At 63.3% G+C, this 21,875-nt stretch carries 25 protein-coding genes and 1 pseudogene; 20 read left to right on the forward strand and 6 right to left on the reverse strand.

The window, feature by feature from the left end:
- Nucleotides 1-92: 92 nt before the first annotated feature.
- A pseudogene (locus tag ACX4ZE_RS20925) lies at nt 93-1,275 on the forward strand (IS1634 family transposase).
- 390 nt (nt 1,276-1,665) lie between these two features.
- Here the strand turns inward: ACX4ZE_RS20925 and ACX4ZE_RS20930 are convergent.
- The 3 genes from ACX4ZE_RS20930 to ACX4ZE_RS20940 form a co-directional block, all read right to left on the reverse strand.
- Nucleotides 1,666-2,424 carry a transglutaminase-like domain-containing protein gene (locus tag ACX4ZE_RS20930; RefSeq protein ID WP_480275177.1) on the reverse strand — a complete coding sequence of 253 codons (759 nt, stop codon included), beginning with the start codon at nt 2,422-2,424 and terminating at the stop codon, nt 1,666-1,668.
- Between the two features lie 13 nt (nt 2,425-2,437).
- Complete coding sequence (locus ACX4ZE_RS20935; protein ID WP_480275178.1) at nt 2,438-3,478, reverse strand: LLM class flavin-dependent oxidoreductase; 1,041 nt, start codon at nt 3,476-3,478, stop codon at nt 2,438-2,440.
- 201 nt (nt 3,479-3,679) lie between these two features.
- Complete coding sequence (locus tag ACX4ZE_RS20940; protein WP_480275179.1) at nt 3,680-4,339, reverse strand: Uma2 family endonuclease; 660 nt, start codon at nt 4,337-4,339, stop codon at nt 3,680-3,682.
- A 644-nt stretch (nt 4,340-4,983) separates the two neighbouring features.
- Between ACX4ZE_RS20940 and rpsH the strand changes: the two genes are divergently transcribed.
- The 12 genes from rpsH to ACX4ZE_RS21000 all read left to right on the forward strand — a co-directional run bounded on the left by rpsH (nt 4,984) and on the right by ACX4ZE_RS21000 (nt 13,545).
- Complete coding sequence (rpsH, locus tag ACX4ZE_RS20945; protein WP_480275180.1) at nt 4,984-5,382, forward strand: 30S ribosomal protein S8; 399 nt, start codon at nt 4,984-4,986, stop codon at nt 5,380-5,382.
- 13 nt (nt 5,383-5,395) lie between these two features.
- Nucleotides 5,396-5,935, forward strand: coding sequence for a 50S ribosomal protein L6 (rplF, locus tag ACX4ZE_RS20950; protein ID WP_480275181.1), 540 nt, complete (start codon nt 5,396-5,398; stop codon nt 5,933-5,935).
- A 2-nt stretch (nt 5,936-5,937) separates the two neighbouring features.
- Nucleotides 5,938-6,345, forward strand: a complete 408-nt coding sequence (rplR, locus tag ACX4ZE_RS20955) for a 50S ribosomal protein L18 (RefSeq protein WP_480275182.1) — start codon at nt 5,938-5,940, stop codon at nt 6,343-6,345.
- Between the two features lie 34 nt (nt 6,346-6,379).
- Complete coding sequence (gene rpsE, locus ACX4ZE_RS20960) at nt 6,380-7,030, forward strand: 30S ribosomal protein S5 (RefSeq protein ID WP_480275183.1); 651 nt, start codon at nt 6,380-6,382, stop codon at nt 7,028-7,030.
- Nucleotides 7,031-7,032: 2 nt separating this feature from the next.
- Nucleotides 7,033-7,212: a 50S ribosomal protein L30 gene (gene rpmD, locus ACX4ZE_RS20965; RefSeq protein WP_014349110.1), complete on the forward strand. Its 180-nt coding sequence runs from the start codon at nt 7,033-7,035 to the stop codon at nt 7,210-7,212.
- Between the two features lies 1 nt (nt 7,213).
- Nucleotides 7,214-7,657: a 50S ribosomal protein L15 gene (rplO, locus tag ACX4ZE_RS20970; protein ID WP_480275184.1), complete on the forward strand. Its 444-nt coding sequence runs from the start codon at nt 7,214-7,216 to the stop codon at nt 7,655-7,657.
- A 177-nt stretch (nt 7,658-7,834) separates the two neighbouring features.
- The gene (gene secY, locus ACX4ZE_RS20975) at nt 7,835-9,160 is read left to right on the forward strand and encodes a preprotein translocase subunit SecY (protein WP_480275185.1); all 1,326 of its coding nucleotides are present in this window, start codon (nt 7,835-7,837) and stop codon (nt 9,158-9,160) included.
- Nucleotides 9,157-9,702, forward strand: a complete 546-nt coding sequence (locus ACX4ZE_RS20980; protein WP_480275186.1) for an adenylate kinase — start codon at nt 9,157-9,159, stop codon at nt 9,700-9,702. Before secY ends, ACX4ZE_RS20980 begins: the two co-directional genes overlap by 4 nt.
- A 60-nt stretch (nt 9,703-9,762) precedes the next feature.
- Nucleotides 9,763-10,560, forward strand: coding sequence for a type I methionyl aminopeptidase (gene map, locus ACX4ZE_RS20985; RefSeq protein ID WP_480275187.1), 798 nt, complete (start codon nt 9,763-9,765; stop codon nt 10,558-10,560).
- A 600-nt stretch (nt 10,561-11,160) separates the two neighbouring features.
- Nucleotides 11,161-11,838, forward strand: coding sequence for a TetR/AcrR family transcriptional regulator (locus ACX4ZE_RS20990; RefSeq protein ID WP_480275188.1), 678 nt, complete (start codon nt 11,161-11,163; stop codon nt 11,836-11,838).
- Nucleotides 11,835-12,758, forward strand: a complete 924-nt coding sequence (locus ACX4ZE_RS20995; protein WP_480275189.1) for an ABC transporter ATP-binding protein — start codon at nt 11,835-11,837, stop codon at nt 12,756-12,758. The genes ACX4ZE_RS20990 and ACX4ZE_RS20995 overlap by 4 nt, the downstream gene beginning before the upstream one ends.
- Entirely contained in the window at nt 12,748-13,545 is a 798-nt protein-coding gene (locus ACX4ZE_RS21000; RefSeq protein WP_480275190.1) for an ABC transporter permease subunit, read from the forward strand. The genes ACX4ZE_RS20995 and ACX4ZE_RS21000 overlap by 11 nt, the downstream gene beginning before the upstream one ends.
- Here the strand turns inward: ACX4ZE_RS21000 and ACX4ZE_RS21005 are convergent.
- Nucleotides 13,510-15,075 carry a hypothetical protein gene (locus tag ACX4ZE_RS21005; protein ID WP_480275191.1) on the reverse strand — a complete coding sequence of 522 codons (1,566 nt, stop codon included), beginning with the start codon at nt 15,073-15,075 and terminating at the stop codon, nt 13,510-13,512. The two genes, ACX4ZE_RS21000 and ACX4ZE_RS21005, sit on opposite strands and share 36 nt — an antisense overlap.
- Nucleotides 15,076-15,236: 161 nt before the next feature.
- Between ACX4ZE_RS21005 and dtd the strand changes: the two genes are divergently transcribed.
- Nucleotides 15,237-15,680, forward strand: a complete 444-nt coding sequence (gene dtd / locus ACX4ZE_RS21010) for a D-aminoacyl-tRNA deacylase (RefSeq protein WP_480275201.1) — start codon at nt 15,237-15,239, stop codon at nt 15,678-15,680.
- Between the two features lie 89 nt (nt 15,681-15,769).
- Here the strand turns inward: dtd and ACX4ZE_RS21015 are convergent, their stop codons facing one another.
- On the reverse strand, nt 15,770-16,066 hold the full coding sequence (locus ACX4ZE_RS21015; protein WP_480275192.1) for a hypothetical protein: 297 nt from the start codon (nt 16,064-16,066) through the stop codon (nt 15,770-15,772).
- 424 nt (nt 16,067-16,490) lie between these two features.
- Between ACX4ZE_RS21015 and ACX4ZE_RS21020 the strand changes: the two genes are divergently transcribed.
- A complete protein-coding gene (locus ACX4ZE_RS21020) occupies nt 16,491-16,991 on the forward strand; it encodes a DUF4254 domain-containing protein (protein WP_480275193.1) in 501 nt (166 codons plus the stop codon).
- A gap of 46 nt (nt 16,992-17,037) precedes the next feature.
- On the opposite strand, the gene ACX4ZE_RS21025 is transcribed toward ACX4ZE_RS21020, so the two are convergent.
- The gene (locus ACX4ZE_RS21025; protein WP_480275194.1) at nt 17,038-19,329 is read right to left on the reverse strand and encodes a MinD/ParA family ATP-binding protein; all 2,292 of its coding nucleotides are present in this window, start codon (nt 19,327-19,329) and stop codon (nt 17,038-17,040) included.
- A 389-nt stretch (nt 19,330-19,718) separates the two neighbouring features.
- Between ACX4ZE_RS21025 and infA the strand changes: the two genes are divergently transcribed.
- The 5 genes from infA to rpsD all read left to right on the forward strand — a co-directional run bounded on the left by infA (nt 19,719) and on the right by rpsD (nt 21,875).
- Nucleotides 19,719-19,940, forward strand: a complete 222-nt coding sequence (gene infA / locus ACX4ZE_RS21030; RefSeq protein ID WP_003418601.1) for a translation initiation factor IF-1 — start codon at nt 19,719-19,721, stop codon at nt 19,938-19,940.
- Nucleotides 19,941-20,085: 145 nt separating this feature from the next.
- Nucleotides 20,086-20,199, forward strand: coding sequence for a 50S ribosomal protein L36 (rpmJ, locus tag ACX4ZE_RS21035; RefSeq protein ID WP_025347279.1), 114 nt, complete (start codon nt 20,086-20,088; stop codon nt 20,197-20,199).
- A 255-nt stretch (nt 20,200-20,454) separates the two neighbouring features.
- The gene (gene rpsM / locus ACX4ZE_RS21040; protein WP_039795645.1) at nt 20,455-20,826 is read left to right on the forward strand and encodes a 30S ribosomal protein S13; all 372 of its coding nucleotides are present in this window, start codon (nt 20,455-20,457) and stop codon (nt 20,824-20,826) included.
- A gap of 8 nt (nt 20,827-20,834) precedes the next feature.
- Nucleotides 20,835-21,248 (forward strand): 30S ribosomal protein S11, encoded by a 414-nt coding sequence (gene rpsK / locus ACX4ZE_RS21045; RefSeq protein ID WP_412802948.1) that lies wholly within the window; start codon nt 20,835-20,837, stop codon nt 21,246-21,248.
- A 21-nt stretch (nt 21,249-21,269) separates the two neighbouring features.
- On the forward strand, nt 21,270-21,875 hold the full coding sequence (rpsD, locus tag ACX4ZE_RS21050) for a 30S ribosomal protein S4 (RefSeq protein WP_480275195.1): 606 nt from the start codon (nt 21,270-21,272) through the stop codon (nt 21,873-21,875).

A 21,875-nucleotide genomic window follows, 5' to 3' on the forward strand; every position in this document is an offset into this window, starting at 1 on the left:
GCCGGAAACCGGCCACCCGCCATCCGCCTCCACACCGGCGTCACCAACGTCATTGCCTCATACAACTAACCCTCGGTTCGTCAGGTGCGCGGGTGGCTTATGTGCGCACGGTGAGGACAGCTTCGGGCGCGACCGCGGTGCAGATCGTGTGGTCGTCGCGCAGAGGGTCGCGGTCGATCGAGCATCTTGGATCGGCCCATGGTGACGCCGAGGTCGAGGCGTTGAAGGCTGCTGCCGCGCAGCGGCTGGCCGAAGGCCAGCACGCGCTGGACCTGGACATCGATGCCGGCAGCGGCGGGCCGCTCGAGATCACCAGCTCGCGAGCCGGTCATATGTGGGAAGCGTTGTGTCATGCCTGGCGGGTGCTGGGGTGCGATCACGTTCTCGGCGGTGACAGGCCCGTTTCAGTTGATGGTGGAGGCGTTCGAGGGTAACAAGTCCGAGACCGCGACCATGCTGCCGGTGATCAACGCGTTCAAAGCCACGCACCGGCTCACCGATGTCACCGTCGTCGCCGACACAGGCATGATCTCCGAAGTCAACCAGGTCGCCATCCAGGCGGCCGGTCTGTCGTTCATCCTCGGTACCAAGATCCCGTATCTACCCGATGTAGTGTGTGAATGGCGCCGCGACCACCCCGGCGAACCCATCCCGAACGGGCTGGTACTCACCCAGCCGTGGCCATCGACGGCCGGTGAGAAAGCTCGCGGCATCCCGGACCGGGTCATCTACTACCAGTACCGCGACGACAGAGCCCGCCGCACCCTGCGCGGCATCGATGAACAAATCACCAAAGCACAGAGGGCCGTCGACGGGAAAGCCCCGGTCGAACGCAACCGGTTCATCAAGCTGACCGGCACGACGAAAACCGCCGACCGGGCCCTGGAGGCCAAGAACCGGGCGCTGGCGGGATGGAAGGGCTACACCACCAATCTCACCGACCACAGCGCAGGGTTCGTCATCGACGCCTACCACCAGCTCTGGCACATCGAGAAAAGCTTCCGGATGTCCAAGCACGACCTTCAGGCCCGACCGATCTACCACCACAAACGCGAATCCATCGACGCCCACCTGACCATCGTGTTCGCCGCCCTGGCCCTCAGCAGCTGGACCGAAACCCGAACAGGCTGGAGCATAAAGAAATTCGTTCGCACCGCCCGCCGCTACCGCACCATCCACATCAAAACCGGTAAAACCACACTCACCGCCGCCGATCCCTTACCCCACGACCTCACCACGGCACTCGCCAAGTCCCGAAACCACACTACACACTAAATTGGGCCGAGTCGGGGAAGACGCTACAAGTATGCCCCGGATCGACTCCCATGCCGCTGCCCACCGCTGGCAGGGCAGAAGACCACCGGCCGCTGCCTGCGCTCGCATTCCAGCGCGTCGGCATACAGCGTCGCTTGATGCAGGCCCGCCTCGGGACTCTTGGTGGTGCGCTTGGCTTCGACGAGAGCGAGCGGCTTGCCATTGTCGTCCCATAGCGCGTAATCGACATGCCCGCTCCCGCGTGAATGCCGTTACCTTGGAGCATGGCAAGTCTCCGGCCGTCGACATCTCGTCCACCCGCGGCGCAGGCTGCGCAGCCGCATCGCGCATGAATGCGGATCGGGAACGGTAAGTCGACGGCGCTGGAATCTTTCGGTGATCACTTGCCGGTCAGCTGTGCTGTCGTACCAGGTCGGGATCAGGCCCGGCCCAAAGTAGATCGTCAGCGGCGAGGTGTAGTCGGGCGGTTTCCGCCTCCTCCGAGGCCAAGGCAGTGAGCACTTTTCGGGCGAGGCGGGCGTACCACTCGGCTACCTGGTGTGGATAGTCCGCGTAACTGCCGTTCTCTCGGATGACCGCCCCTTCGACAGTCGGAATGTCGGTGCGGCCGTCGAACTCGACGGTGTACGGTTTGCCCAGCCGTGTCGCGGTCGGGGTATCGATGGTGGCGTCCAGCCGAAGCCATCGACCATTATGGAAGGCTTCACCCAGGGAGTGCCAGGGGAGAGGTCTGCTGTCGCGCCCACCCCACAACTGGCGTAATTCTGGGGAGAGGAATTCCATCCGGGGTGCGTCCAGGGTCTGGAAGGCGACGCGTGCGGGGATCCCGGTGGCCCGGCACAGGGCGACGAAGGTGATCGCCTTGCCCATGCAGAAAGCCACGCCGTTGTCGATCACATCGCCCGCCGCGCTCTTCCCCTCGACCAGATATCGAAATGACGCGAGAACGTCATAAGGGATGTCACGGACGTATCGGTATAAGTTTCCGAGGCGCTCTGTGTCTTCCGCGCATCCTGCGGTGAGCTTCTCTGCCTTCGACGCGACGAGCGGGTGGTCGGAGTTCATATAGGCCGTGGGACGGAGGTACTCGTCATTGACTCCCACTGCTTCATTGACTCCCACTGCTTCGAAATCGTTCGTGCGTGCCATCGTAGTGTTCTTTTCACTGCTTCTCCGCTGCTTCATCCTGGCGGTACCGCCGCGAAGGATCATCGAGGCGACGGATGACTTCCTCGCCCACTACTCGTAAATTATCCGCCTCGGCGACGTCGGGAACAGCGAAAAGGAAATCATGGATTCCGGCCTTCTGATATTCCTGAATACGTTCGACGCATTCTTCCTGGGAACCGGTGATCAACCCTTCCGCTGGAATGGAGCGGAATCTTCTTTTGGTCCTCTCCCGCTGGTCGGGGTCGGCGGCGGGAGACAATAGAGCGGTCACCGACAGGCGCAGCGTGGCGGGGTCGCGACCCGCTTCCTCGCAGGCGCGGTCGAGGAAGGCCCGGCGGTCCGCGCATCGCTGTGGCGACCACCAGCGAACGTTGACGCCATCGGCGTAACGGGCGGCGATGCGATGGACTCGATTACCTTCGCCGCCGACCCACAACGGTGGATGCGGGCGCTGGACCGGCGGCGGATCGCAGCGGGCGCCATCGATCGAGTAGAATTCACCGCGGAACGTCGGGTATTCCTCGACCCAGATGCGCTGTATGAGCTGGAGTGATTCGGCGAGCGCCGCGACACGGTCGCCAGCAGGCGGAAAAGGGATTCCGTAGGCTTCGAATTCTCGCTGGAACCACCCCGCCCCGAGCCCGATGTCGACTCGACCCGCGGAGATCACGTCGAGCGTCGCGGCCATCTTGGCCAGCACCGAGGGATATCGATAGGGATTGCACAGAACGTTCGTGCCCAGTCGGATCTTCCGAGTATCTCGGGACAGGGCCGACAACGCAGTCCAGCACTCCAGATGTGGAAAGGAGGAGACCTGCTTGCGGCGCGGAGGCTCCTCGGCGGCTATTTCGCCGGAAAGGCCGACTTGTCGTACGTAGTCGTCGGTGTCCAGGGTAAGGAAATGGTCACACAGCCATAGCGACTGGAAGCCGAGCGCCTCGGCTTCCCGTGCGATTCGCGCCATATCCGGGTAGTTGTCGATGGCGAGCCCCCGGATTACGGCAGAGATAATGATGCCCGCATGGAGGATCATGAAATTTCTCGGCGATCAGTGGTCAACGAACGATCGGTGGTCAACGAGCACGGTGGACGATGAACATGGTGAACATTGCACACGTTGAACATTGCACACCGGCGCTGAAAGTCCACGTGTGCTCGATTGTAATAGCAATGTCGTGTAATAGCGATGTCGAAGACTGTCGCCGATCGGTGACGATATATCCGTCAGACGGACTCAGAACTCGAGCTCCGACCAGGAAATGCGGATCGGGAACGGGAAGTTGATGGCGATGGCGTCGGAATCCTTCGGCGACCATCTTCCGGCCAGCAAGTAGTTGGCCGGGTACAGCGGGTGGACGCCGGGCGGGAGTTCTCCTGGGGCGGTTTCCAACGCGTATACGTGGATCATCGCGATGGCGCTTCGCGTGCACTCCAGCGTCACCTCCCAGTACCAGGGAATACCCGCCCTCGCGTACCGCGCTTTCTTATCCTTGTTCTCCATCTCGGTCCAGGTGTTCGATGGCGGCAAGATCTCGCCGACCAGTAGTACGTCGTCGGCGCGAATGTCCTGATACGGTGCGCTCGGGCAGCGGTAGGCGAGGAAGTTCGGAGTGACGAAGTCGGATTTTTCGGTTTTGTTGAAGTACACATTGGTTCCGAGGTCGACGCGCCAGCAGGTTTCCGGCTGTCGCGCTATCGCTCGGCGTGCGCATCGCTTGAGCGCGTTGGTCAATGCGAACGTGAACGCTTGATGTTCGGCAGGTCCCCGGCGCAGCCAAACCACCCGCCCGCCCCATAGCTCGATCTGCCCGGCGATCTCCTCGGGCAGCTGCCCGAGTTCTTCCCAGGACATGTGCTCAGGAAGGTCGGGTCGATCGATCCATGGACTCGACATAGTCCCATGCTAAGTAGGTTCCGGTAGTTCTGTTGGGTGAGAACTACCGGCATATCGTGCAGAAGTCCCAAAACCCTGCTGCCGGAACATTAGCGGCCGCCATCGCCGCGGCAGGGGTAGCGGCCACTGAATGTATTGCGTCGCGGATGTTTTCGGGTTCGTCGACACCTTCCGTGCTGCGGTACTCGCGATGGTTGTCACAATGTGGGCTTCGGCCATAACAATTCGGGTGTGGAGCAGGCCTGAGGCATGCGGTGCTCGGCGGTATCGGCTGCGCTGGCTGTCGGCTCGGATCGCGATCCGAACGGGCGATGCCGCCGGGCTGGGTGTCGATTGTCTCTGCTGTTCATAAGTCTGAGCTGTTCAATAAGCCGGAGCTGTTCATAAGCCGGAGCTGTTCATAAGCCGGACCTGAGGAAGGTGCGGCCAGGCCCCGAATTTTGTCCTGGTGGCGATCTTGCCTACACTGGTTCGGTTGCCCGGGCAACTCCATGTCCGCATGCGTGCGTCCGGGTGATCGAACCTCCTCCGGTCGGCAACTGCCTGCCGGACCATCCGAATTGTCGTAGGCCCACGGTCGCCACGTCGATATGCGTGTCGGTGCTGTATGGGAACCGCGGCGAGAAAGGTGTCCAGGTCGAACCATGACCATGACCGATCCGATCGCAGACTTCCTGACGCGTCTGCGCAACGCCAACTCGGCGTACCACGATCAGGTGAAGGCCCCGCACTCGAAGCTCAAGGCGAACATCGCCGAGATCCTCAAGCGCGAGGGCTATATCGCCGATTACCGGACTGAGGACGCGACCGTGGGCAAGACCCTCGTCGTCGATCTCAAGTACGGTCCGAGCCGGGAGCGCAGCCTCGCTGGTGTGCGTCGCGTCTCCAAGCCCGGTCTGCGTGTGTACGCGAAATCCACCAACTTGCCCAAGGTCCTGGGCGGCCTCGGCGTGGCCATCATCTCCACGTCCCAGGGTCTGCTCACCGACAGGCAGGCGGCCAAGCAGGGCGTGGGCGGCGAAGTCCTCGCTTACGTCTGGTAAGGGAGTCAGGACAATGTCGCGTATTGGTAAGAAGCCCATCGCCATTCCGGCCGGCGTCGATATCACCATCGACGGGCAGGATGTGTCGGTTAAAGGGCCCAAGGGCACTCTGTCGCTGACCGTTTCCGAGCCGATCACCATCGCCAGGGGCGAGGACGGCCAGCTGGAGGTCACCCGTCCGGACGACGAGCGCCGCAGCCGCTCGTTGCACGGCCTGACCCGCACTCTGGTGTCGAACATGATCGTCGGCGTGACCCAGGGTTACGAGAAGAAGATGGAAATCTTCGGCGTCGGCTACCGCGTCGCGCTCAAGGGCCAGAACCTCGAGTTCGCTCTCGGCTACAGCCACCCGGTGCCGATCGAGGCGCCAGAGGGCATCACGTTCGCGGTGGAATCGCCCACCAAGTTCTCCGTGTCCGGAATCGACAAGCAGAAGGTCGGCCAGATTTCGGCGGTTATCCACGGTCTGCGCAAGCCCGATCCATACAAGGGCAAGGGCATCCGCTACGCAGGCGAGGTCGTTCGCCGCAAGGTCGGAAAGACGGGTAAGTGATCATGGCGCAAACCGAAAACCAGAAGGCCAAGCGCATCCCGCTCGGCAAAGACGCCTCGACCCAGCGCCGCCTGGCCAAGACGCGGCGGCACTTCCGCCTGCGCAAGAAGGTCGTCGGCACCTCGCAGCGGCCCCGCCTGGTGGTCAACCGCTCCTCGCGTCACCTGCACGCGCAGTTGGTGGACGACTCGGTCGGCAAGACCATCGCCGCCGCTTCGTCCATCGAAGCCGATGTACGCGCGCTCGACGGCGACAAGTCGGCCAAGGGCAAGAAGGTCGGCCAGCTGTTGGCCGAGCGGGCCAAGGCTGCCGGTGTCGAGGCCGTCGTGTTCGACCGCGGCGGACACGACTACCACGGTCGGATCGCCGCATTGGCCGATGCCGCTCGCGAAGGTGGGTTGAAATTCTGATGACTGTTGTGAACGAGAACGGAAGGAACGTCTGATGCCGGGACGTCAGCGGCGTGACGGCGGAAGCGGACCCGCCGGACAGAATGGCAGCGCCCCCGAGGGCGGCCGGGAGAGCCGTCGCGGTGGCGGCGATCGTCGCGGTGGCGGCGACCGTCGAGACAGCTCCGCCGAGAAGAACCAGCTCGAGCGAGTTGTCGCGATCAACCGCGTCTCCAAGGTTGTGAAGGGTGGTCGACGCTTCAGCTTCACCGCCCTGGTGATCGTCGGCGACGGTAACGGTCTGGTCGGTGTCGGTTACGGCAAGGCCAAGGAAGTTCCCGCGGCCATCCAGAAGGGTGTCGAGGAGGCGCGCAAGGGCTTCTTCCGCGTCCCGATGATCGGTTCGACCATCACCCACCCGGTGCAGGGCGAAGCGGCCGCCGGCGTGGTCATGCTGCGCCCGGCCTCGCCAGGTACCGGTGTGATCGCCGGTGGCGCCGCGCGCGCCGTGCTGGAGTGCGCGGGCATCCATGACATTCTGGCCAAGTCGCTCGGTAGCGACAACGCGATCAACGTCGTGCACGCGACGGTGGCCGCGCTCAAGCAGCTGCAGCGTCCGGAAGAGGTGGCCGCGCGCCGTGGCCTGTCGTTGGAGGACGTGGCTCCGGCAGGCATGCTGCGCGCCCGTGCCGGACAGGGAGTCTGACAATGGCAGATCTCAAGGTGACCCAGATCAAGAGTTCGATCGGCGCCAAGCAGAATCAGCGGGACAGCCTGCGGACCCTCGGCTTGCGTGGTATCCGCAAGTCCGTGGTCCGTGAGGACAACGCCCAGAACCGCGGGCTGATCAATGTCGTGCGCCACCTCGTGACCGTTGAGGAGGTCTGACATGACCATCAAGTTGCATCACCTGCGTCCGGCTCCCGGCGCCAAGACCGAGAAGACCCGGGTGGGTCGCGGTGAGGCCTCCAAGGGCAAGACCGCGGGTCGTGGTACCAAGGGCACCAAGGCGCGTAAGAACGTCCCAGCCGCTTTCGAGGGCGGGCAGATGCCGATCCACATGCGGCTGCCCAAGCTGAAGGGTTTCACGAACCCGTTCCGCACGGAATACCAGGTCGTGAACGTGGGTGCTATCGCCAAGCTGTTCCCCGAGGGCGGCGAGGTCGGTAAGGCCGAGCTCGTGGCCGCAGGCGCGGTTCGCAAGAACCAGCTGGTCAAGGTGCTCGGCGAGGGAGAAATCGGGGTCGCGGTCCAGGTGACCGTGGACAAAGCCTCCGGCTCCGCGAAGGAGAAGATCGCCGCAGCCGGTGGCACCGTCACCGAGCTGGGCTGACGGTACTCTGCGTAGGGTGGCACCGGATGAGTGAAGGCTCGTCCGGTGCCGCTGTTAGAGTTTTATAGTTGTCTGCCAAGCCTCGTCATGGGTTTTCGGCGTCCCTCCTGTGCTGAGCAGGGACTGGACCGCGCTGAATCGTCCATGTCATGACCATGTCGTTCGCCAGGAGGATCAGTGCTTTCCGCCTTCGTATCGGCCTTCCGGACTCCGGACTTACGGCGGAAGATTCTCTTCACGCTGGGGTTGGTCGCGTTGTACCGCGCCGGTGCTTCGCTGCCGTCTCCTGGAGTGGACTACAAGGCGATCCAGGACTGTATCCAGCAGGTCTCCGGCGGTGAGTCCGCTGGCATCTATCAGCTGATCAACCTGTTCTCCGGTGGCGCGCTGCTGCAGCTGTCGGTCTTCGCGATCGGCATCATGCCCTATATCACCGCGAGCATCATCGTCCAGTTGCTCACCGTGGTCATCCCTCGATTCGAGGAACTGCGCAAGGAAGGCCAATCCGGCCAGACCAAGATGACGCAGTACACCCGCTATCTGTCGATCGCGCTGGCGATTCTGCAGGCGACCGGTCTGGTCGCGTTGGCGGCCCGCGGCCAGCTGTTGCGCGGTTGTCAGCAGGACATCCTGGCCGACACCAGCATCTTCGGCATGATCATCATCGTCGTGGTGATGACGGCGGGCGCGGCCCTGGTGATGTGGTTCGGCGAGCAGATCACCGAACGCGGCGTCGGCAACGGTATGTCGCTGCTGATCTTCGCAGGCATCGCCGCCCGTATCCCGTCCGAGGGCAAGTCGATTCTGGACAGTCGCGGCGGGCTGGTATTCACCCTGGTGTGTGTCGCCGCGCTGGCGATCATCACCGCCGTGGTCTTCGTCGAGCAGGGCCAGCGACGGATTCCGGTCCAGTACGCCAAGCGCGTGGTCGGTCGGAAGATGTACGGCGGCTCCTCGACCTATCTTCCGCTGAAGGTGAACCAAGCCGGTGTGATCCCGGTCATCTTCGCATCGTCTTTGCTGTACTTGCCGAACCTGGTGGCGCAGCTGACCTCTTCGAGTTCGAGCTTCGACGACCAGAGCTGGTGGCAGGAAGCCATCCAGAAATACTTGGTGAACCCGGGCAACCCGGTCTACATCGCGATCTACTTCGGTTTGATCGTCTTCTTCACCTACTTCTATGTCGCGATCACCTTCAACCCAGAGGAACGCGCCGACGAGATGAAGAAGTTCGGCGGCTTTATCCCCGGGTATCGCCCCGGTAAACCGACCGCCGACTATCTGAATTTCGTGCTGAGCCGGATCACCCTCCCCGGCTCCATCTACCTCGGTCTTGTTGCGGTCCTTCCCAACCTCTTCCTGGATATCGGCTCCTCGGGCGGGGCGCAGAACCTTCCGTTCGGCGGTACCGCGGTGTTGATCATGGTGAGTGTCGGCTTGGACACCGTGAAGCAGATCGAGAGCCAGCTGATGAATCGAAATTACGAAGGGTTCCTCAAGTGAGAGTTGTACTGCTCGGTCCGCCGGGCGCAGGCAAGGGCACTCAGGCAGTTCTACTGTCGGAGAGGCTGGGTGTACCGCACATCTCCACGGGGGACCTGTTCCGCGCGAATATCAGCCAGCAGACCTCGCTGGGACGCGAAGCGCAGAAATACATGGACGCGGGCAATCTGGTGCCGAGCGACGTGACCAATCGAATGGTTGAGGCACGGGTCAACGAGCCCGACGCCGCGAACGGGTTCGTGCTCGACGGCTACCCGCGCACAGTGGACCAAGCCGACGCGCTGGAGAAGATCCTCAAGGCTATGGACACCACGCTCGATGCCGTGTTGTGCTTCGTGGTGCCGGAGGAGGCGGTAGTCGAGCGGATGCTCTCCCGTGGTCGTGCCGATGACAACGAGAACGTGATCCGCAACAGGCTCCGGGTGTACCGGGAGGAGACCGAGCCGCTGTTGCAGCACTATGACGGCTTGGTCATTTCAGTGGACGGTGTCGGCGGCATCGAAGAGGTCAACGCAAAGGCGTTGCGGGCGCTGGGTCACTGATGTCGCTCGTGAGGGAGCCGTTCATGGGGGAGCCGTTCATGAGGGAGCACTGAGGCGGGGATGGTCTTTCATCGCAAGAAGAAAGTCGTTCCATTCCGGACGGCCGGAGAACTGGATGCCATGGCGGCGGCAGGCGCAATCGTCGGCCGCGCCTTGGTGGCCGTGCGTGCGGCCGCCAAGCCCGGAGTGTCCACCTTAGAATTGGACGAGGTCGCCGAGCAGGTGATCCGGGATGCTGGTGCGGTGCCGTCGTTCAAGGGCTACCACGGTTTCCCCGCCTCCATCTGCGCGTCGGTGAACGACCGCGTGGTGCATGGGATTCCGACCGGCAGGGAGATTCTTGCCGAGGGCGACCTGGTTTCCATCGACTGCGGGGCGATTCTCGAAGGTTGGCATGGTGATTCGGCTTGGACTTTCGGGATCGGCACCATTATCGAGGCCGATCAGTTGCTCAGCGCGGCCACTGAATTGTCGATGGAAGCCGGGATCGCGGCGATGGTGCCGGGTAATCGGCTGACCGATGTTTCGTACGCCATCGAGCAAGGTACTCGCGCGGCCGAGAAGGAACACGGGCGGCCCTACGGCATAGTCGACGGCTACGGCGGGCACGCCATAGGCCGAGAGATGCACCTCGATCCCTTTCTCGCCAATGAGGGCGCTCCTGGCAAGGGCCCGAAGCTCGTGGAGGGATCGGTGCTCGCGATCGAGCCGATGCTTACTCTCGGCACCACTCAAACCAAGGTGCTCGATGATGACTGGACTGTCGTCACTCTCGACGGCAGTCGTGCGGCACATTGGGAGCACACTGTTGCCGTTACCGAGAACGGGCCCAGAATTCTGACGCGGCGACCGGAGTAGCATCCATGCGGGCATGGGCTCGTTGACATGCGCTCCGGTCGCACTGAGCGGCGAGGAGTCGAGCCGCACCGGCAACCGCAGGGAAAGGTTATCTTCGGCTGCCGACGAATCTGCTGACTTCGCCGAGCAATGCGGCCCAGCATGCTTCGTCCCTGGTCTCCAGGCACAACCAATCTACGGGCAGATAGGGCAAATCCATCATAACGCTCTGGCTCGACGCCAGGAGTGCCAAGTACTGCCACGCTGACATCGGAGAAGAAGCTGTCGCACTGATAGTGCATCGGGTTGGACTCGCTTGTCTTCGGTGTCCACAGTAGGACAAGACGGTGGCAATCTGCTGCCCGACCGCGCGGCGTGTGTGGCAGATCCGCGTGGTCTCGTGCGTGGGTTACAGCGTAGACCGCGATATACGGCATTTCGGGTGGGGTACCGGCCAGCCGAGTGAGAGCAACTAGGTGATTGTCAGCCGATTTCGTAGCAACGATCACGATGCGCTACAGCTTCGAATCCTATTGCGCCCGCGCGACACGCGTCGTGCTCGCGTGACACGCGGAGGACCCCTTGTGTCGATGCTGAACATTTGTTAAATATACTGAACTGATGTTCAAGGAAAGTGGTGATGCGGACCGGACCATGAAGGCGCGAATTCGGGACGCGGCGATCGAGCTGTTCGCTGAAAACGGTGTGAAGGGAACGAATGTGCGAGCTATCGCGGCAGCGGCGGGTGCGTCGGCGCCGTTGATCATGCATCACTTCGGGTCGAAAGACGCGTTGTCGACGGAGTGCGACCGTTATGTAGCCGAGTTCATTCGTGAGCAGAAGCGCAAGGGCATGCGATCGGGCTCTGGATTCGATCCTCTTGCCGCACTACGCGAGGCGAGGGGCGGCTCGGCATTTTTGCGGTATTTGGCAGTCCGGTTAGCGGATAGTTCACCGCAAGTGACGGCATTGGTGGACGAGATGGTCGCCGATGCCGCGGACTACATGGCCGACGGTGTTGAATCGGGCATGCTGCGGCCGACGAGCTACTCGTATGAGCGGGCCGCCGTGCTGACGATCTGGTCTCTGGGGGCGTTGGTGCTTCACCAACATCTCGAACGACTGATCGGCGTCGACATTCTCGCTCCGCCGCAGGATCCGAGCGCAGCCTCGGCCTATATCGGGCCAGTGCTGGAGATATTGACCGACGGGGTAGTCGACCGCGACGTAGCCGCGCGCATGCGAGCGGTCTTCGTCGAGGATTCGACGCCTGTCCAGGAGAGGGATGAGCGATCATGACCGAGCTCGTGATTCGAACTGAAGGTTTGGTGAAGAACTACGGAGCTCTCCGTGCTCTGGACGGGCTCGACCTGCGGGTCGAACGGGGTGAGATCTTCGGATTCCTGGGACCCAACGGTGCCGGTAAGTCCACTACGATCCGGGTTTTGCTGGATCTGCTGCGCCCGACGGCGGGGCGGGTCGAAGTTCTCGGAACTGCTCCCGCCAACGGTGCGTCGCTGCGCCGCCGCATCGGGTACCTGCCTGGTGAGCTCGCTATGCGGGGCCGTCGCACGGCTGGTGAGCTGTTGCGGCATCTGGCCAGTCTGCGCGGGGGCGTGGGCGCCGAACGGATCGCGCCACTGGCAGAACGGTTCGGGTTGGCCTTGGATCGACCGGTGCGGGCACTGTCGAAAGGCAACAAACAGAAGGTCGGGGTCGTGCAGGCGTTCATGCACGACCCCGAGTTGCTGGTATTGGACGAGCCGACCAGCGGGCTGGACCCTTTGCTGCAGCGCGAATTCCTCGACCTCGTCCTGGAGGCTCGCGACCGCGGTACCACGATTTTGATGTCCTCACATGTCTTGAGTGAGATCGAGAATGTCGCCGATCGGGTCGGCATTATCGGCGCAGGCCGCATGGTCGATGTCGACGATGTCAGCGCTCTGCGTTACCGCGCCGGTCAAACGGTGGAACTGCGGTTCGCCGATCCGATAGATGTCGCGAACTTCGGTGATCTACCGGGCGTGCAGGATGCTGTCGTCGACGGGACGACGCTGATCTGTGTACTACACGGAGAGCCCGACGCGTTGCTCAAACGTGCCGCCGAACACCATGTCGTGGGCTGGAGTGCCCAGTATCGCGATCTGGAAGAGCTGTTCCTGGATTTCTATCGCCTGTCGACCAGTACTACCGAGGAGGTGGCCGTGTATGGCCGCTGACACCATGCCCGTTCTGACCGGCGTCTTGCGCGAACAGCGTCGCCCGGTCGTCCTGTGGGGCGTAGCGCTGGCCGCGGTCAGCGCTATGTACATCAGCTTCTACCCGTCGATGAGCGGCAGCGGCATCGAAGAGGTTGTCGACAACATGCCTGAGCAGTTGTCCATCGCACTCGGCTATGACCGTATCGGGACGGCGCCGGGCTGGTTGACCACAACCGTTTACGGTCTGGTCGGGCCGGCTTTGTTGCTGATCTTCGCGATCACGACCGGGAGTCGGCTCATTGCCGGTGACGAGGAGAACGGCGATCTCGAGTTGGAGGCCACTTCACCGGTCACCCGGCGAGATATCTTCCTGCAACGTTTGCTCGCACTGTGGCTGAACACGTTGCTGCTGGTCGCTGTGCTCATGCTCGTGAGTTATGTACTGGTGACGGCACTCGACATGGACGTCAGCGCGGGCAATATCGTCGCTGGTTCGGCCGGCTTGTCGCTGCTGGCGATCGGCATGGGTACTGTCGCGCTGGCGGTCGGCGCGGTCACTGGTCGCCGGGCCCTCGCGCTGGGCGCAGGCGCGGCGCTGGCGCTGGCGTCGTACATACTGGATGCGCTCGGCACGGCAGTCGACGTGGGCTGGATGAATGCGATCTCGCCGTTTTCCTGGTACTTGGACAACGAACCGTTGACCAACGGGTTCGACCTGCCGGGGCTGCTGTTGCTGGTGATGGTGCCCGTGCTGTTCGCCGCAGTGGGACTAGCGCGCTTCCAGCGGCGCGATCTGATGGTCTGATCGCGGTGATGCAGGCTGGCGAGGGTTTCGGGGTGTTGTGCGGAAGAACAGCATCCGGTCGCCGTGTTCGGACAAGGAAGTGCCGATACTGATCTGGCGGAGCCCGCTGTCGGGCAGGTAGGTGAGGTTGGCGAACATTGCCGTGTTGCCGAACGCTGTGCGCAGCTTGGTTTCGGTCACCCCATCGGCGTTGTATTCGGCCAGGGTCTTGAAGTCCAGCGGCGCGAGTGGCTTGTCGAGCGGAGCCTGGTCGGCCGGACGGCCGAGTGCGGCGTATTGAGTGGCCGTGCCGTGCTCGTACCAGCACAGCTCGTAGGCCACATGCTCGGTGACAGTGATAGCGATCACCGGCCAATCCTGAGACAAACGCAGTGCCAACGGATGTTTCGCCAACGGAGTGAGCTCCCAGTTCATGCTCATGACCGTGACCCAACCACCCAAGGGCTGATCGATCAGCACGATATCGTCACCGAGGGTGTCCGAGGTATTCAGTGTCGGCTCGCCCGCTGTCCATGGTGACGGTCGCTCACCCAGATAGCTTTCCCGGCCGAGGGGGTGGGCGTTGTCGATGGCATATGCGGCGATGATAGCGGAGCGCACCTGGGCGACGGCATCCCGCCGTGGACAGTACACGCTCAACGCACCGAAGGTGGTGCCGATCTGCACCGGCATCGCAGGCTGATCCGGTTGCGCGCCCGGCGCGAGCGGTCGCAGGCCGACCAAGACCAGCTTCCAGTTGATCTCTTCGACAGTGGACAAGTCGCCGGAGGAAGTGAATATGATCTGCTGCTGGGTCAGCTGCCCGGCCTGCTCCAAGGTGCGGCAACCGAGCTCCAGGAGCGCACGATGCGATTTGGACGTCAGGTCCAAGTCTTCGATGTCGCATGCGCGTAGCCGGAACGCCATACTGTCGGAGGTCAACGCGGAGTACCGGGTGCGGTACATGGTGATGGCCTGCTTACGAGAGCGACCGATCATGAGGGTGCGCAGTAGCGTGCTCAAGCTGGCCAGGTATTTACCGGACAGATCCGGGTTCGCCGTGGCCAGAACGGCGCGGATATGGGCAGCCTCTTCGGTCGCCGCGACCGCGGCATCCTGGTCCAATCTGCTCAGCCACACACCGCACTTGGACAACCCGTCCGCGCATGGGCCCGCGACCTCGGGATGGGCTCGCGCCAGATGACGGTAGACATCGCAGGCATTGCGGATCATCGTGGTCGCGAGTTCCCGTCGACCGCTGTGCCGTGCTGCCTGTTCGAAAGTGCGTAGCGCATCGGTCAGTTCACTGGCGATCCGTGCGGTCAGCATCTGGCCTCGGGAAAGCAGACGCAGGCGGATGGCCACCGCTTCCTCGGCGGGTGCCAGCGCCTCCCCGGACCGGTTCCGCGCCGGTCCACCGGACTTGGTGGCGATAAGGGCTTTGGCCAGCTCGCCGAGCGAGGTCGCGAGCCGCAGCTCGGCTTCGACCGAACGGTCGCGCGGCGTATACCGATCTGCCGCGATCTGACGCTCCAGCGCGTCCAGATCCATCGCACTCCTTACTTCCAGCGCGGTTCTCCGCTACCGCGGCGCACCTTCCTGGCACCGAGTCTGTCACGATTGTCGTCCGCACGCACCACCGGTCCGTGGCAGTGCGGGGCGGAGCCACCCGTGCGGTCGGCCGGATTCGGCGGGAAGGCATGATCGAGGTTGTGCGAGTTCTTCTGCAGCGTGTGAGTTCGGCGCAGGTGACCGTTGACGATCAGGTCGTGGGTCGTATCGACCCGGTGGCTGGTGGTGTCCCACACGGCTTGCTCGCCTTGGTCGGTGTGACCCACTCCGATACCGAGGTGATCGCGAAGGCATTGGCCGATAAGGTCTGGCGGATACGCATTCTCGACGGTGAACGGTCAGCTGCCGATCTGCGCGCCCCGATTCTGGTGGTCAGTCAGTTCACCTTGTACGGGGACACCACCAAGGGCAGGCGACCATCCTGGGCAGCGGCCGCACCGAGGTCTGTCGCCGAACCTCTGGTCGAGTCTTTTGCCGCGGTGCTGCGGGAACTGGGCGCCATGGTCGCTACCGGACGCTTCGGCGCGCACATGCGCATCAACTCGGTGAGCGACGGACCGGTCACCGTGCTGCTGGAGATGTGAGCGAGCAGGCTCGAAACGAGGCACGATCCGGTAGCGCAGTTGATTCGGAAGTCACGCTCAGTGGATGACAACGAATGCGCCGAATGCGTTCAATCGTGCGGATTCCGCCCTTTTTCCGAATTGTTCCCCGAGAGAGTTTTCAGTGGCTCGGAATCGCGCGCGATGGTATCCGCGCCGGCGAGCTGGCTGGCGAAGGCGGCGCGGGCTGCCGCCACCAAGGACACGTTGATTTCCGGATACGCCCTGGCGATATCGACTAGGGCGGCGTCGGTTTCGATATCCAGCCAAGTTTCCGAATGCAGTCCACCACCCGTGGTGACCGACGCGAGCTCACGTTCGAAGTTGCGCCGCAGTTCGTCTTCGGTGGGGTATCGCCTTTGCGTCATCAGCCCTCCCATATGGATCGGATTTCCGCGTCGTACCTCCAGTATCGCTCTGTCGTCGCAGGCCTCGAACGGCAGGCTTCTCCTCCGGTGCCCCCAGTGGCGCAGCACAGCGTTATTCGTCGGTGAGCCTTGATGAGCAGGACGTGTCGATGCCTATTCACTAGTTGTAGCCGCGCAGTATGCCATGCCATGCGCTGAAAGTGCCGACAGCGGATTGTACCGAGACCGCAGTGTGACAATGTGTTCGGTTATGAGCGACTGAATCACATTGCGGGCTGTGATAATTGATGTGCACTCGTGATCTTCTACGGCTGAGTAGCGCTTGACAGGACCCAGTACAGGTTTATCGTAATGGGCGTCCTGATCCGGTGTTGTGCGGCGATGACGGCGAGGCAACGTGGCAGGTTCGGATACAACAATCACAATGACACTTCCCGACGCATCGAGGAGTGTCGATTCTTCGGCGCCCGCTGCGGCGCCGGAGCCGATTCCTACGTCCGACCTATTGGTCCGGGCGTGTCGAGGTCACCGGGTAGTCGGTAGCCCGCTGTTGTGGTTCGCCTATGACTTGGCGGTGCTGCATGAGCGTCGACTGGTCGGCCGTGGCGGCTCGGTGGATACCGCCGCGACGACGATTCGCGAAATCGAGCGGCGCAGAGCCGAGTTGGTGATGGCGATCGACGATTGGGTGGCGCGTTATGTGCCGCAGCACCGCCTCGGCGCCACTCTGCATACCGAGACAGTGGGCGCGGTGATCGACCGTCTCGCGGAATCGTCAGTGCGGGCACATCATGCGTTGATGACCTTGAACGCGCACGATGAGCTTCTGCACAACGCGTGGCACCATCTCGCCGAACTGGCTGATGCCTATGACGATCTGGTGCGTGACGTCATGGCGGGCAGGCGACGTTTGCCCGAGTGGTGAACCGGCGATCCACCGCTCGCGTCCACCGGCTACCGGTCGGTGGACGTTACGGGTGATAGCGATGATGATCGGCGGCGAAATCGTCCGCGATGGTCGCGGTCAGATCGACGTAGGCTCGTTTGGTCTGCTTGTGCAGTCGATACAGATCTATTTCGGCACCCTCGGAGATATGCGGGTCGAACGGGATGATGTGCACAGCACGGCAGCGAGACAGAAAGTACTCGCGTAACTGCTGGATACCGACATTCGGCGACCCGGCTCGTGGCGAGTTGATCACCACAACCGCATTGCGCACCAAATGGTCGTGACCATGCAGCGACAACCAGTCCAAAGTCGCCGCGGCACTGCGGGCTCCGTCGATCGCGGGGGACGAGATCAGCACCAGCGAGTGCGCCAGGTCGAGCACGCCGGACATCGCCGAGTGCATCAGCCCGGTACCGCAGTCGGTGAGGATGATGTTGTAGAACCTCTGCAGGATCCGGGTGACCGCGCGGTACTCCTCTTCGTTGAAGGTCTCCGATGCCGCTGGATCACGCTCGCTGGCAAGCACTTCCAATCGGCTGGTGGACTGCGAGGTGTGTCTGCGCACATCCGAGTAGCGCCGCAAGGATGGGTCGAGGAGAAGATCGCGCACGGTCGATCTGGTCTGCAGCGACACCCGTTGTGACAACGTGCCGAAATCGGGGTTGGCGTCCACTGCTATTACCCGGTCGCCCCGGATGGAGGCGAAGATGGAGCCGATACCCATTGTGGTGGTGGTCTTCCCGACCCCACCCTTCAGGGAGAGCACCGCGATGCGGTAATCGCCACGGACCGGCTGTCTGATGCGGGCGACCAGCTCCTGGAGCCGGAGCTCTTCGGCGGACATGCCGAGGTTGATCGCACCGCCGGACACATGGTGTACAGCCTTGCGCCATCCGGTCCCCGGCGCCCGTTTGGCCCGTCGTAATGGCACTTGGTCCAGTGAAGGTTGTTGGAACCGCATGCTCGGTTGCGGAGCGGGCGGATGCGGATAACCCGTCGGGTTTCCCCCGTGCGGGGCACTCGCCTGCGCCGTGGGATGCCCGTATTCCGGGGGGCTGGAGTGCCGCTGAACGGATGGTGGAGGATGTGGCAGCGCTCTGCCGTATTCCTGTTCCTGATTTTGTTCGGAGGCGGTGTGCCATCGGCCTACGGGCGGTTCGCTCGCTGGAGCTGATCCGGCGCCGAGCTGGGTTGGGTGGCCAGGGGATTCGGCCGGTCCTGGATCTGCGTGCGTGGTGGTATCGCGTACTGGGTCGTACTGTTGGGTGGACGCTCGCCGCATATCCGCGAACTGCGGTGCGTGCCAGGCGTCTTCAGTTGGCGGCTGAGCGTTTTCCGTAGACAACCGATGTCGTCCGCTGCCTGTAGGCCGCGCTGCTGTGGTGTCATCGCCCGTGCTTGCTGCCGCGCCTACCCGATCCGATATCGCGGCATCCGGAACCTGTTGTTTGCGCGGTGGCTCCGTCGACCCAGACGCTTCGGTCTGTCCGGCTTTCTCGTTCAGGTGTGCGGTGCTTTCCGGTGTGGGCGCGGTGGTCTGGGCAGGCCTGGGCGCGGCAAGCCAGGGCGGTGGAGCACCGGAACTCTCCGTGGCGGGAGCGAGGGGCGGAGGCGGTGGTTGGCTCGGCGCGGCGTCCTGCGGCGAGGTTTTGTCGGTGCCGTCGCTCCGGCTCGGCACGTCCGTATCGAGGGACTGGCCTGGGCGCTCGCCATGCGGTGGTGGGCCGGGGTACCCATCGTGTAGCTGCCGCTCCGGACCGGGTCGGTGGTCGGGTAGAGGTGCTGCCAGGTCGCCCGGTATCGGCGTTTCAGCGGCCCTGTCGCTCGGCGGGTGGGATTCCGGCGCGGGAGCACGGGCGGGCAAGCCGTACCGTGGAGCGTCGCCGGTCTGCGGCGGGGGCTGCCATAGGCCGCTCTGATGCGGTGGCGCGTGATCGTGGGCGGGTTGTTGTCGATGAGTCTGCGCGCCCGGCCTGGGCGTGTCCGGTCCGGGCGGTGGGCTCGGGTCGGACAGATTCCGCCGCGGTTGTTCCTGGAGAGATTCGGCCTGCCCGGCGGCCGCGTATCCGTTGGCTTCTCGTCCGTCGGCTTTGTCGCGGCGTCGGCCTCTACGCTTCTTCTGTATTCGTGCGGTTTCGGGTTGTTCCGCTTCGGGCGCTCGGTTCTTGAACCTCCCTCGCTTGCGGCTCTGTGTTTCTTCGATGAGCTCTTCGTGCGGGAGATTCTGTACCGGCGTCTCATAGCCGACCTGTGTGGCTTCGCTTTCCGACAGCCATGGCGGCAACATGGGGAGGTCGTCGTTACCACGGCTCACGGCTGCGCCTCACCAGCATGCGGCTCCAGCGTGACCAGGGGCATTGCGTCGGCGGCCGGCGCGCTGCGTTCGCTCACACGTCCCCCTCGATCTGATCGACTCGACACCCGGACAGCGGCCAGTTTACGCGACAACCATCAAGGGGCCTCGTGGTGCGGACAGACCGCTGAACGGCACTGGCCAAGGGTTGGGAAGGCCACTGCGGAATCTCGGTGACGCGGGCATGATGGAGCATTTTTGCCTGATCCGGGACTGATCGGTAAGCTGGAGCGGCGGTGCACCCATGCGCCGCCCGTTTGTGTGCGAGTGGCCCGTTCCGGCGGCCGGTCCACGCGAGCGGAGACCAGGCAAACAAACCAGGTTGAGCGTAAACCGGGATCGCGGAGGACATGGCGAAGAAAGACGGGGCCATCGAGGTCGAAGGTCGAGTTGTCGAGCCGCTGCCCAATGCGATGTTCCGGATCGAGCTCGAGAACGGGCACAAGGTTCTCGCGCACATCAGCGGGAAGATGCGGCAGCATTACATTCGTATCCTCCCCGAGGACCGGGTCGTCGTCGAGCTCTCACCCTATGACCTGTCCCGTGGCCGGATCGTGTACCGCTACAAGTGATCGCAGGTACGGTCGGGTCGGCGCGAGTCGGCTGTCCCGGCCCGGACCGGGAACGAGTCGAAAGACTCACTACAAGGCTTCCCCAGTCGCCGACTGGGGAAAAACTGTGTTCACACCTGTGTGAACCACAACAGATTGGACGGACGTGAAGGTTCAGCCGAGCGTCAAGAAGATCTGCGAGAAGTGCAAGGTGATCCGCCGTAACGGCCGGGTCATGGTGATCTGCGACAACCTGCGCCACAAGCAGCGCCAGGGCTGAGCGGAAGCTTGTGAGGTCTGGCGACCTCGCACCACCCGCCCGAGGCGTGCCGACGGCGCCGCTCGACGCGACACCAGCCAAGCACCGAACCGCAGTTCGGATTGGCAGAGAAGAACTCCCAGCACCAGCCGCACGTTGTGGAATCCAGGGCTCGCCCTGGGCGTGCGCGCTCACCGCCGGTTCGGAGGCCGGTGCCCCGCAAGAGGAGGGGACGGACAGGGAGCAGACCTCCGCAACGATTAAGGAAACTGCCAGATGGCACGTCTCATGGGCGTCGACCTCCCGCGCGAAAAGCGCATGGAGATCGCGCTGACCTATATTTTCGGCATTGGCCGTACCCGCTCCAAGGAGATTCTGGAGGCCACCGGCGTCAGCCCGGACCTGCGTTCTAAGGATCTCAGCGACGACGATCTCACGAAGCTGCGCGACTACATCGAGGCTTCCGAGTTCAAGGTCGAGGGTGACCTGCGCCGCGAAGTGCAGGCCGATATTCGCCGCAAGATCGAGATCGGCTGCTACCAGGGCCTGCGCCACCGCCGCGGCCTGCCTGTACGTGGCCAGCGCACCAAGACCAACGCGCGCACCCGCAAGGGTCCGAAGCGCACTGTCGCCGGCAAGAAGAAGTAGGGATACCGATGCCTCCGAAGAGCAGGGCCACGGGCCCGAAGAAGACCCAGAAGTCGCGCCGCAGGGACAAGAAGAACGTTCCGCACGGCAACGCGCATATCAAGAGCACGTTCAACAACACGATCGTGTCGATCACCGACCCGAACGGCAACGTCATCTCCTGGGCGTCGTCGGGTCACGTCGGCTTCAAGGGGTCGCGTAAGTCGACCCCGTTCGCCGCGCAGCTCGCCGCTGAGAACGCCGCCCGCAAGGCACAGGAACACGGTGTCAAGAAGGTCGACGTATTCGTGAAGGGCCCTGGTTCGGGCCGAGAGACCGCGATCCGCTCGCTGCAGGCCGCCGGCCTCGAAGTGGGCACGATCTCCGATGTCACCCCGCAGCCGCACAACGGCTGCCGTCCGCCCAAGCGGCGTCGCGTCTAGCGGGAAAGGATCAAGCGAACAATGGCTCGTTACACAGGCCCCATCACCCGCAAGTCGCGTCGTCTGCGTGTCGACCTCGTCGGAGGCGACCAGGCGTTCGAGCGTCGCCCCTATCCGCCCGGCCAGCACGGCCGCGCGCGGATCAAGGAGAGCGAGTACCTGCTTCAGCTGCAGGAGAAGCAGAAGGCCCGCTTCTCCTACGGCGTCATGGAAAAGCAGTTCCGCCGGTACTACGAAGAGGCCAACCGCCTCAAGGGCAAGACCGGTGACAACCTGCTCCGGCTGCTGGAAACCCGTCTCGACAACGTCGTGTACCGCGCCGGTCTGGCGCGCACCCGCAGGCAGGCCCGCCAGTTGGTCACCCATGGCCACTTCCTGGTGAACAACAAGAAGGTCAACGTTCCCAGCTTCCAGGTCACCCAGTACGACATCATCGATGTCAAGGACAAGTCGAGGGGTACGCTGCCATTCCAGGTGGCGCGGGAGACCCAGGGTGACCGCCCGGTGCCGGGCTGGTTGCAGGTGATCCCGGGGCGGTTGCGGATTCTGGTGCACCAGTTGCCGGAGCGTGCCCAGATCGATGTGCCACTGCAGGAACAACTGATCGTCGAGTACTACTCGAAGTAA

It is taken from the genome of Nocardia sp. TBRC8007, from assembly GCF_056629435.1.

Coding starts and splice junctions, on each gene's coding strand:
- ACX4ZE_RS20930 (WP_480275177.1), bottom strand. CDS start 2,424: ATGGCACGCACGAACGATTTCGAAGCAGTGGGAGTCAATGAAGCAGTG.
- ACX4ZE_RS20935 (WP_480275178.1), bottom strand. CDS start 3,478: ATGATCCTCCATGCGGGCATCATTATCTCTGCCGTAATCCGGGGGCTC.
- ACX4ZE_RS20940 (WP_480275179.1), bottom strand. CDS start 4,339: ATGTCGAGTCCATGGATCGATCGACCCGACCTTCCTGAGCACATGTCC.
- rpsH (WP_480275180.1), top strand. CDS start 4,984: ATGACCATGACCGATCCGATCGCAGACTTCCTGACGCGTCTGCGCAAC.
- rplF (WP_480275181.1), top strand. CDS start 5,396: ATGTCGCGTATTGGTAAGAAGCCCATCGCCATTCCGGCCGGCGTCGAT.
- rplR (WP_480275182.1), top strand. CDS start 5,938: ATGGCGCAAACCGAAAACCAGAAGGCCAAGCGCATCCCGCTCGGCAAA.
- rpsE (WP_480275183.1), top strand. CDS start 6,380: ATGCCGGGACGTCAGCGGCGTGACGGCGGAAGCGGACCCGCCGGACAG.
- rpmD (WP_014349110.1), top strand. CDS start 7,033: ATGGCAGATCTCAAGGTGACCCAGATCAAGAGTTCGATCGGCGCCAAG.
- rplO (WP_480275184.1), top strand. CDS start 7,214: ATGACCATCAAGTTGCATCACCTGCGTCCGGCTCCCGGCGCCAAGACC.
- map (WP_480275187.1), top strand. CDS start 9,763: ATGGTCTTTCATCGCAAGAAGAAAGTCGTTCCATTCCGGACGGCCGGA.
- ACX4ZE_RS20990 (WP_480275188.1), top strand. CDS start 11,161: ATGTTCAAGGAAAGTGGTGATGCGGACCGGACCATGAAGGCGCGAATT.
- ACX4ZE_RS20995 (WP_480275189.1), top strand. CDS start 11,835: ATGACCGAGCTCGTGATTCGAACTGAAGGTTTGGTGAAGAACTACGGA.
- ACX4ZE_RS21000 (WP_480275190.1), top strand. CDS start 12,748: ATGGCCGCTGACACCATGCCCGTTCTGACCGGCGTCTTGCGCGAACAG.
- ACX4ZE_RS21005 (WP_480275191.1), bottom strand. CDS start 15,075: ATGGATCTGGACGCGCTGGAGCGTCAGATCGCGGCAGATCGGTATACG.
- ACX4ZE_RS21015 (WP_480275192.1), bottom strand. CDS start 16,066: ATGACGCAAAGGCGATACCCCACCGAAGACGAACTGCGGCGCAACTTC.
- ACX4ZE_RS21020 (WP_480275193.1), top strand. CDS start 16,491: ATGACACTTCCCGACGCATCGAGGAGTGTCGATTCTTCGGCGCCCGCT.
- infA (WP_003418601.1), top strand. CDS start 19,719: ATGGCGAAGAAAGACGGGGCCATCGAGGTCGAAGGTCGAGTTGTCGAG.
- rpsM (WP_039795645.1), top strand. CDS start 20,455: ATGGCACGTCTCATGGGCGTCGACCTCCCGCGCGAAAAGCGCATGGAG.
- rpsK (WP_412802948.1), top strand. CDS start 20,835: ATGCCTCCGAAGAGCAGGGCCACGGGCCCGAAGAAGACCCAGAAGTCG.
- rpsD (WP_480275195.1), top strand. CDS start 21,270: ATGGCTCGTTACACAGGCCCCATCACCCGCAAGTCGCGTCGTCTGCGT.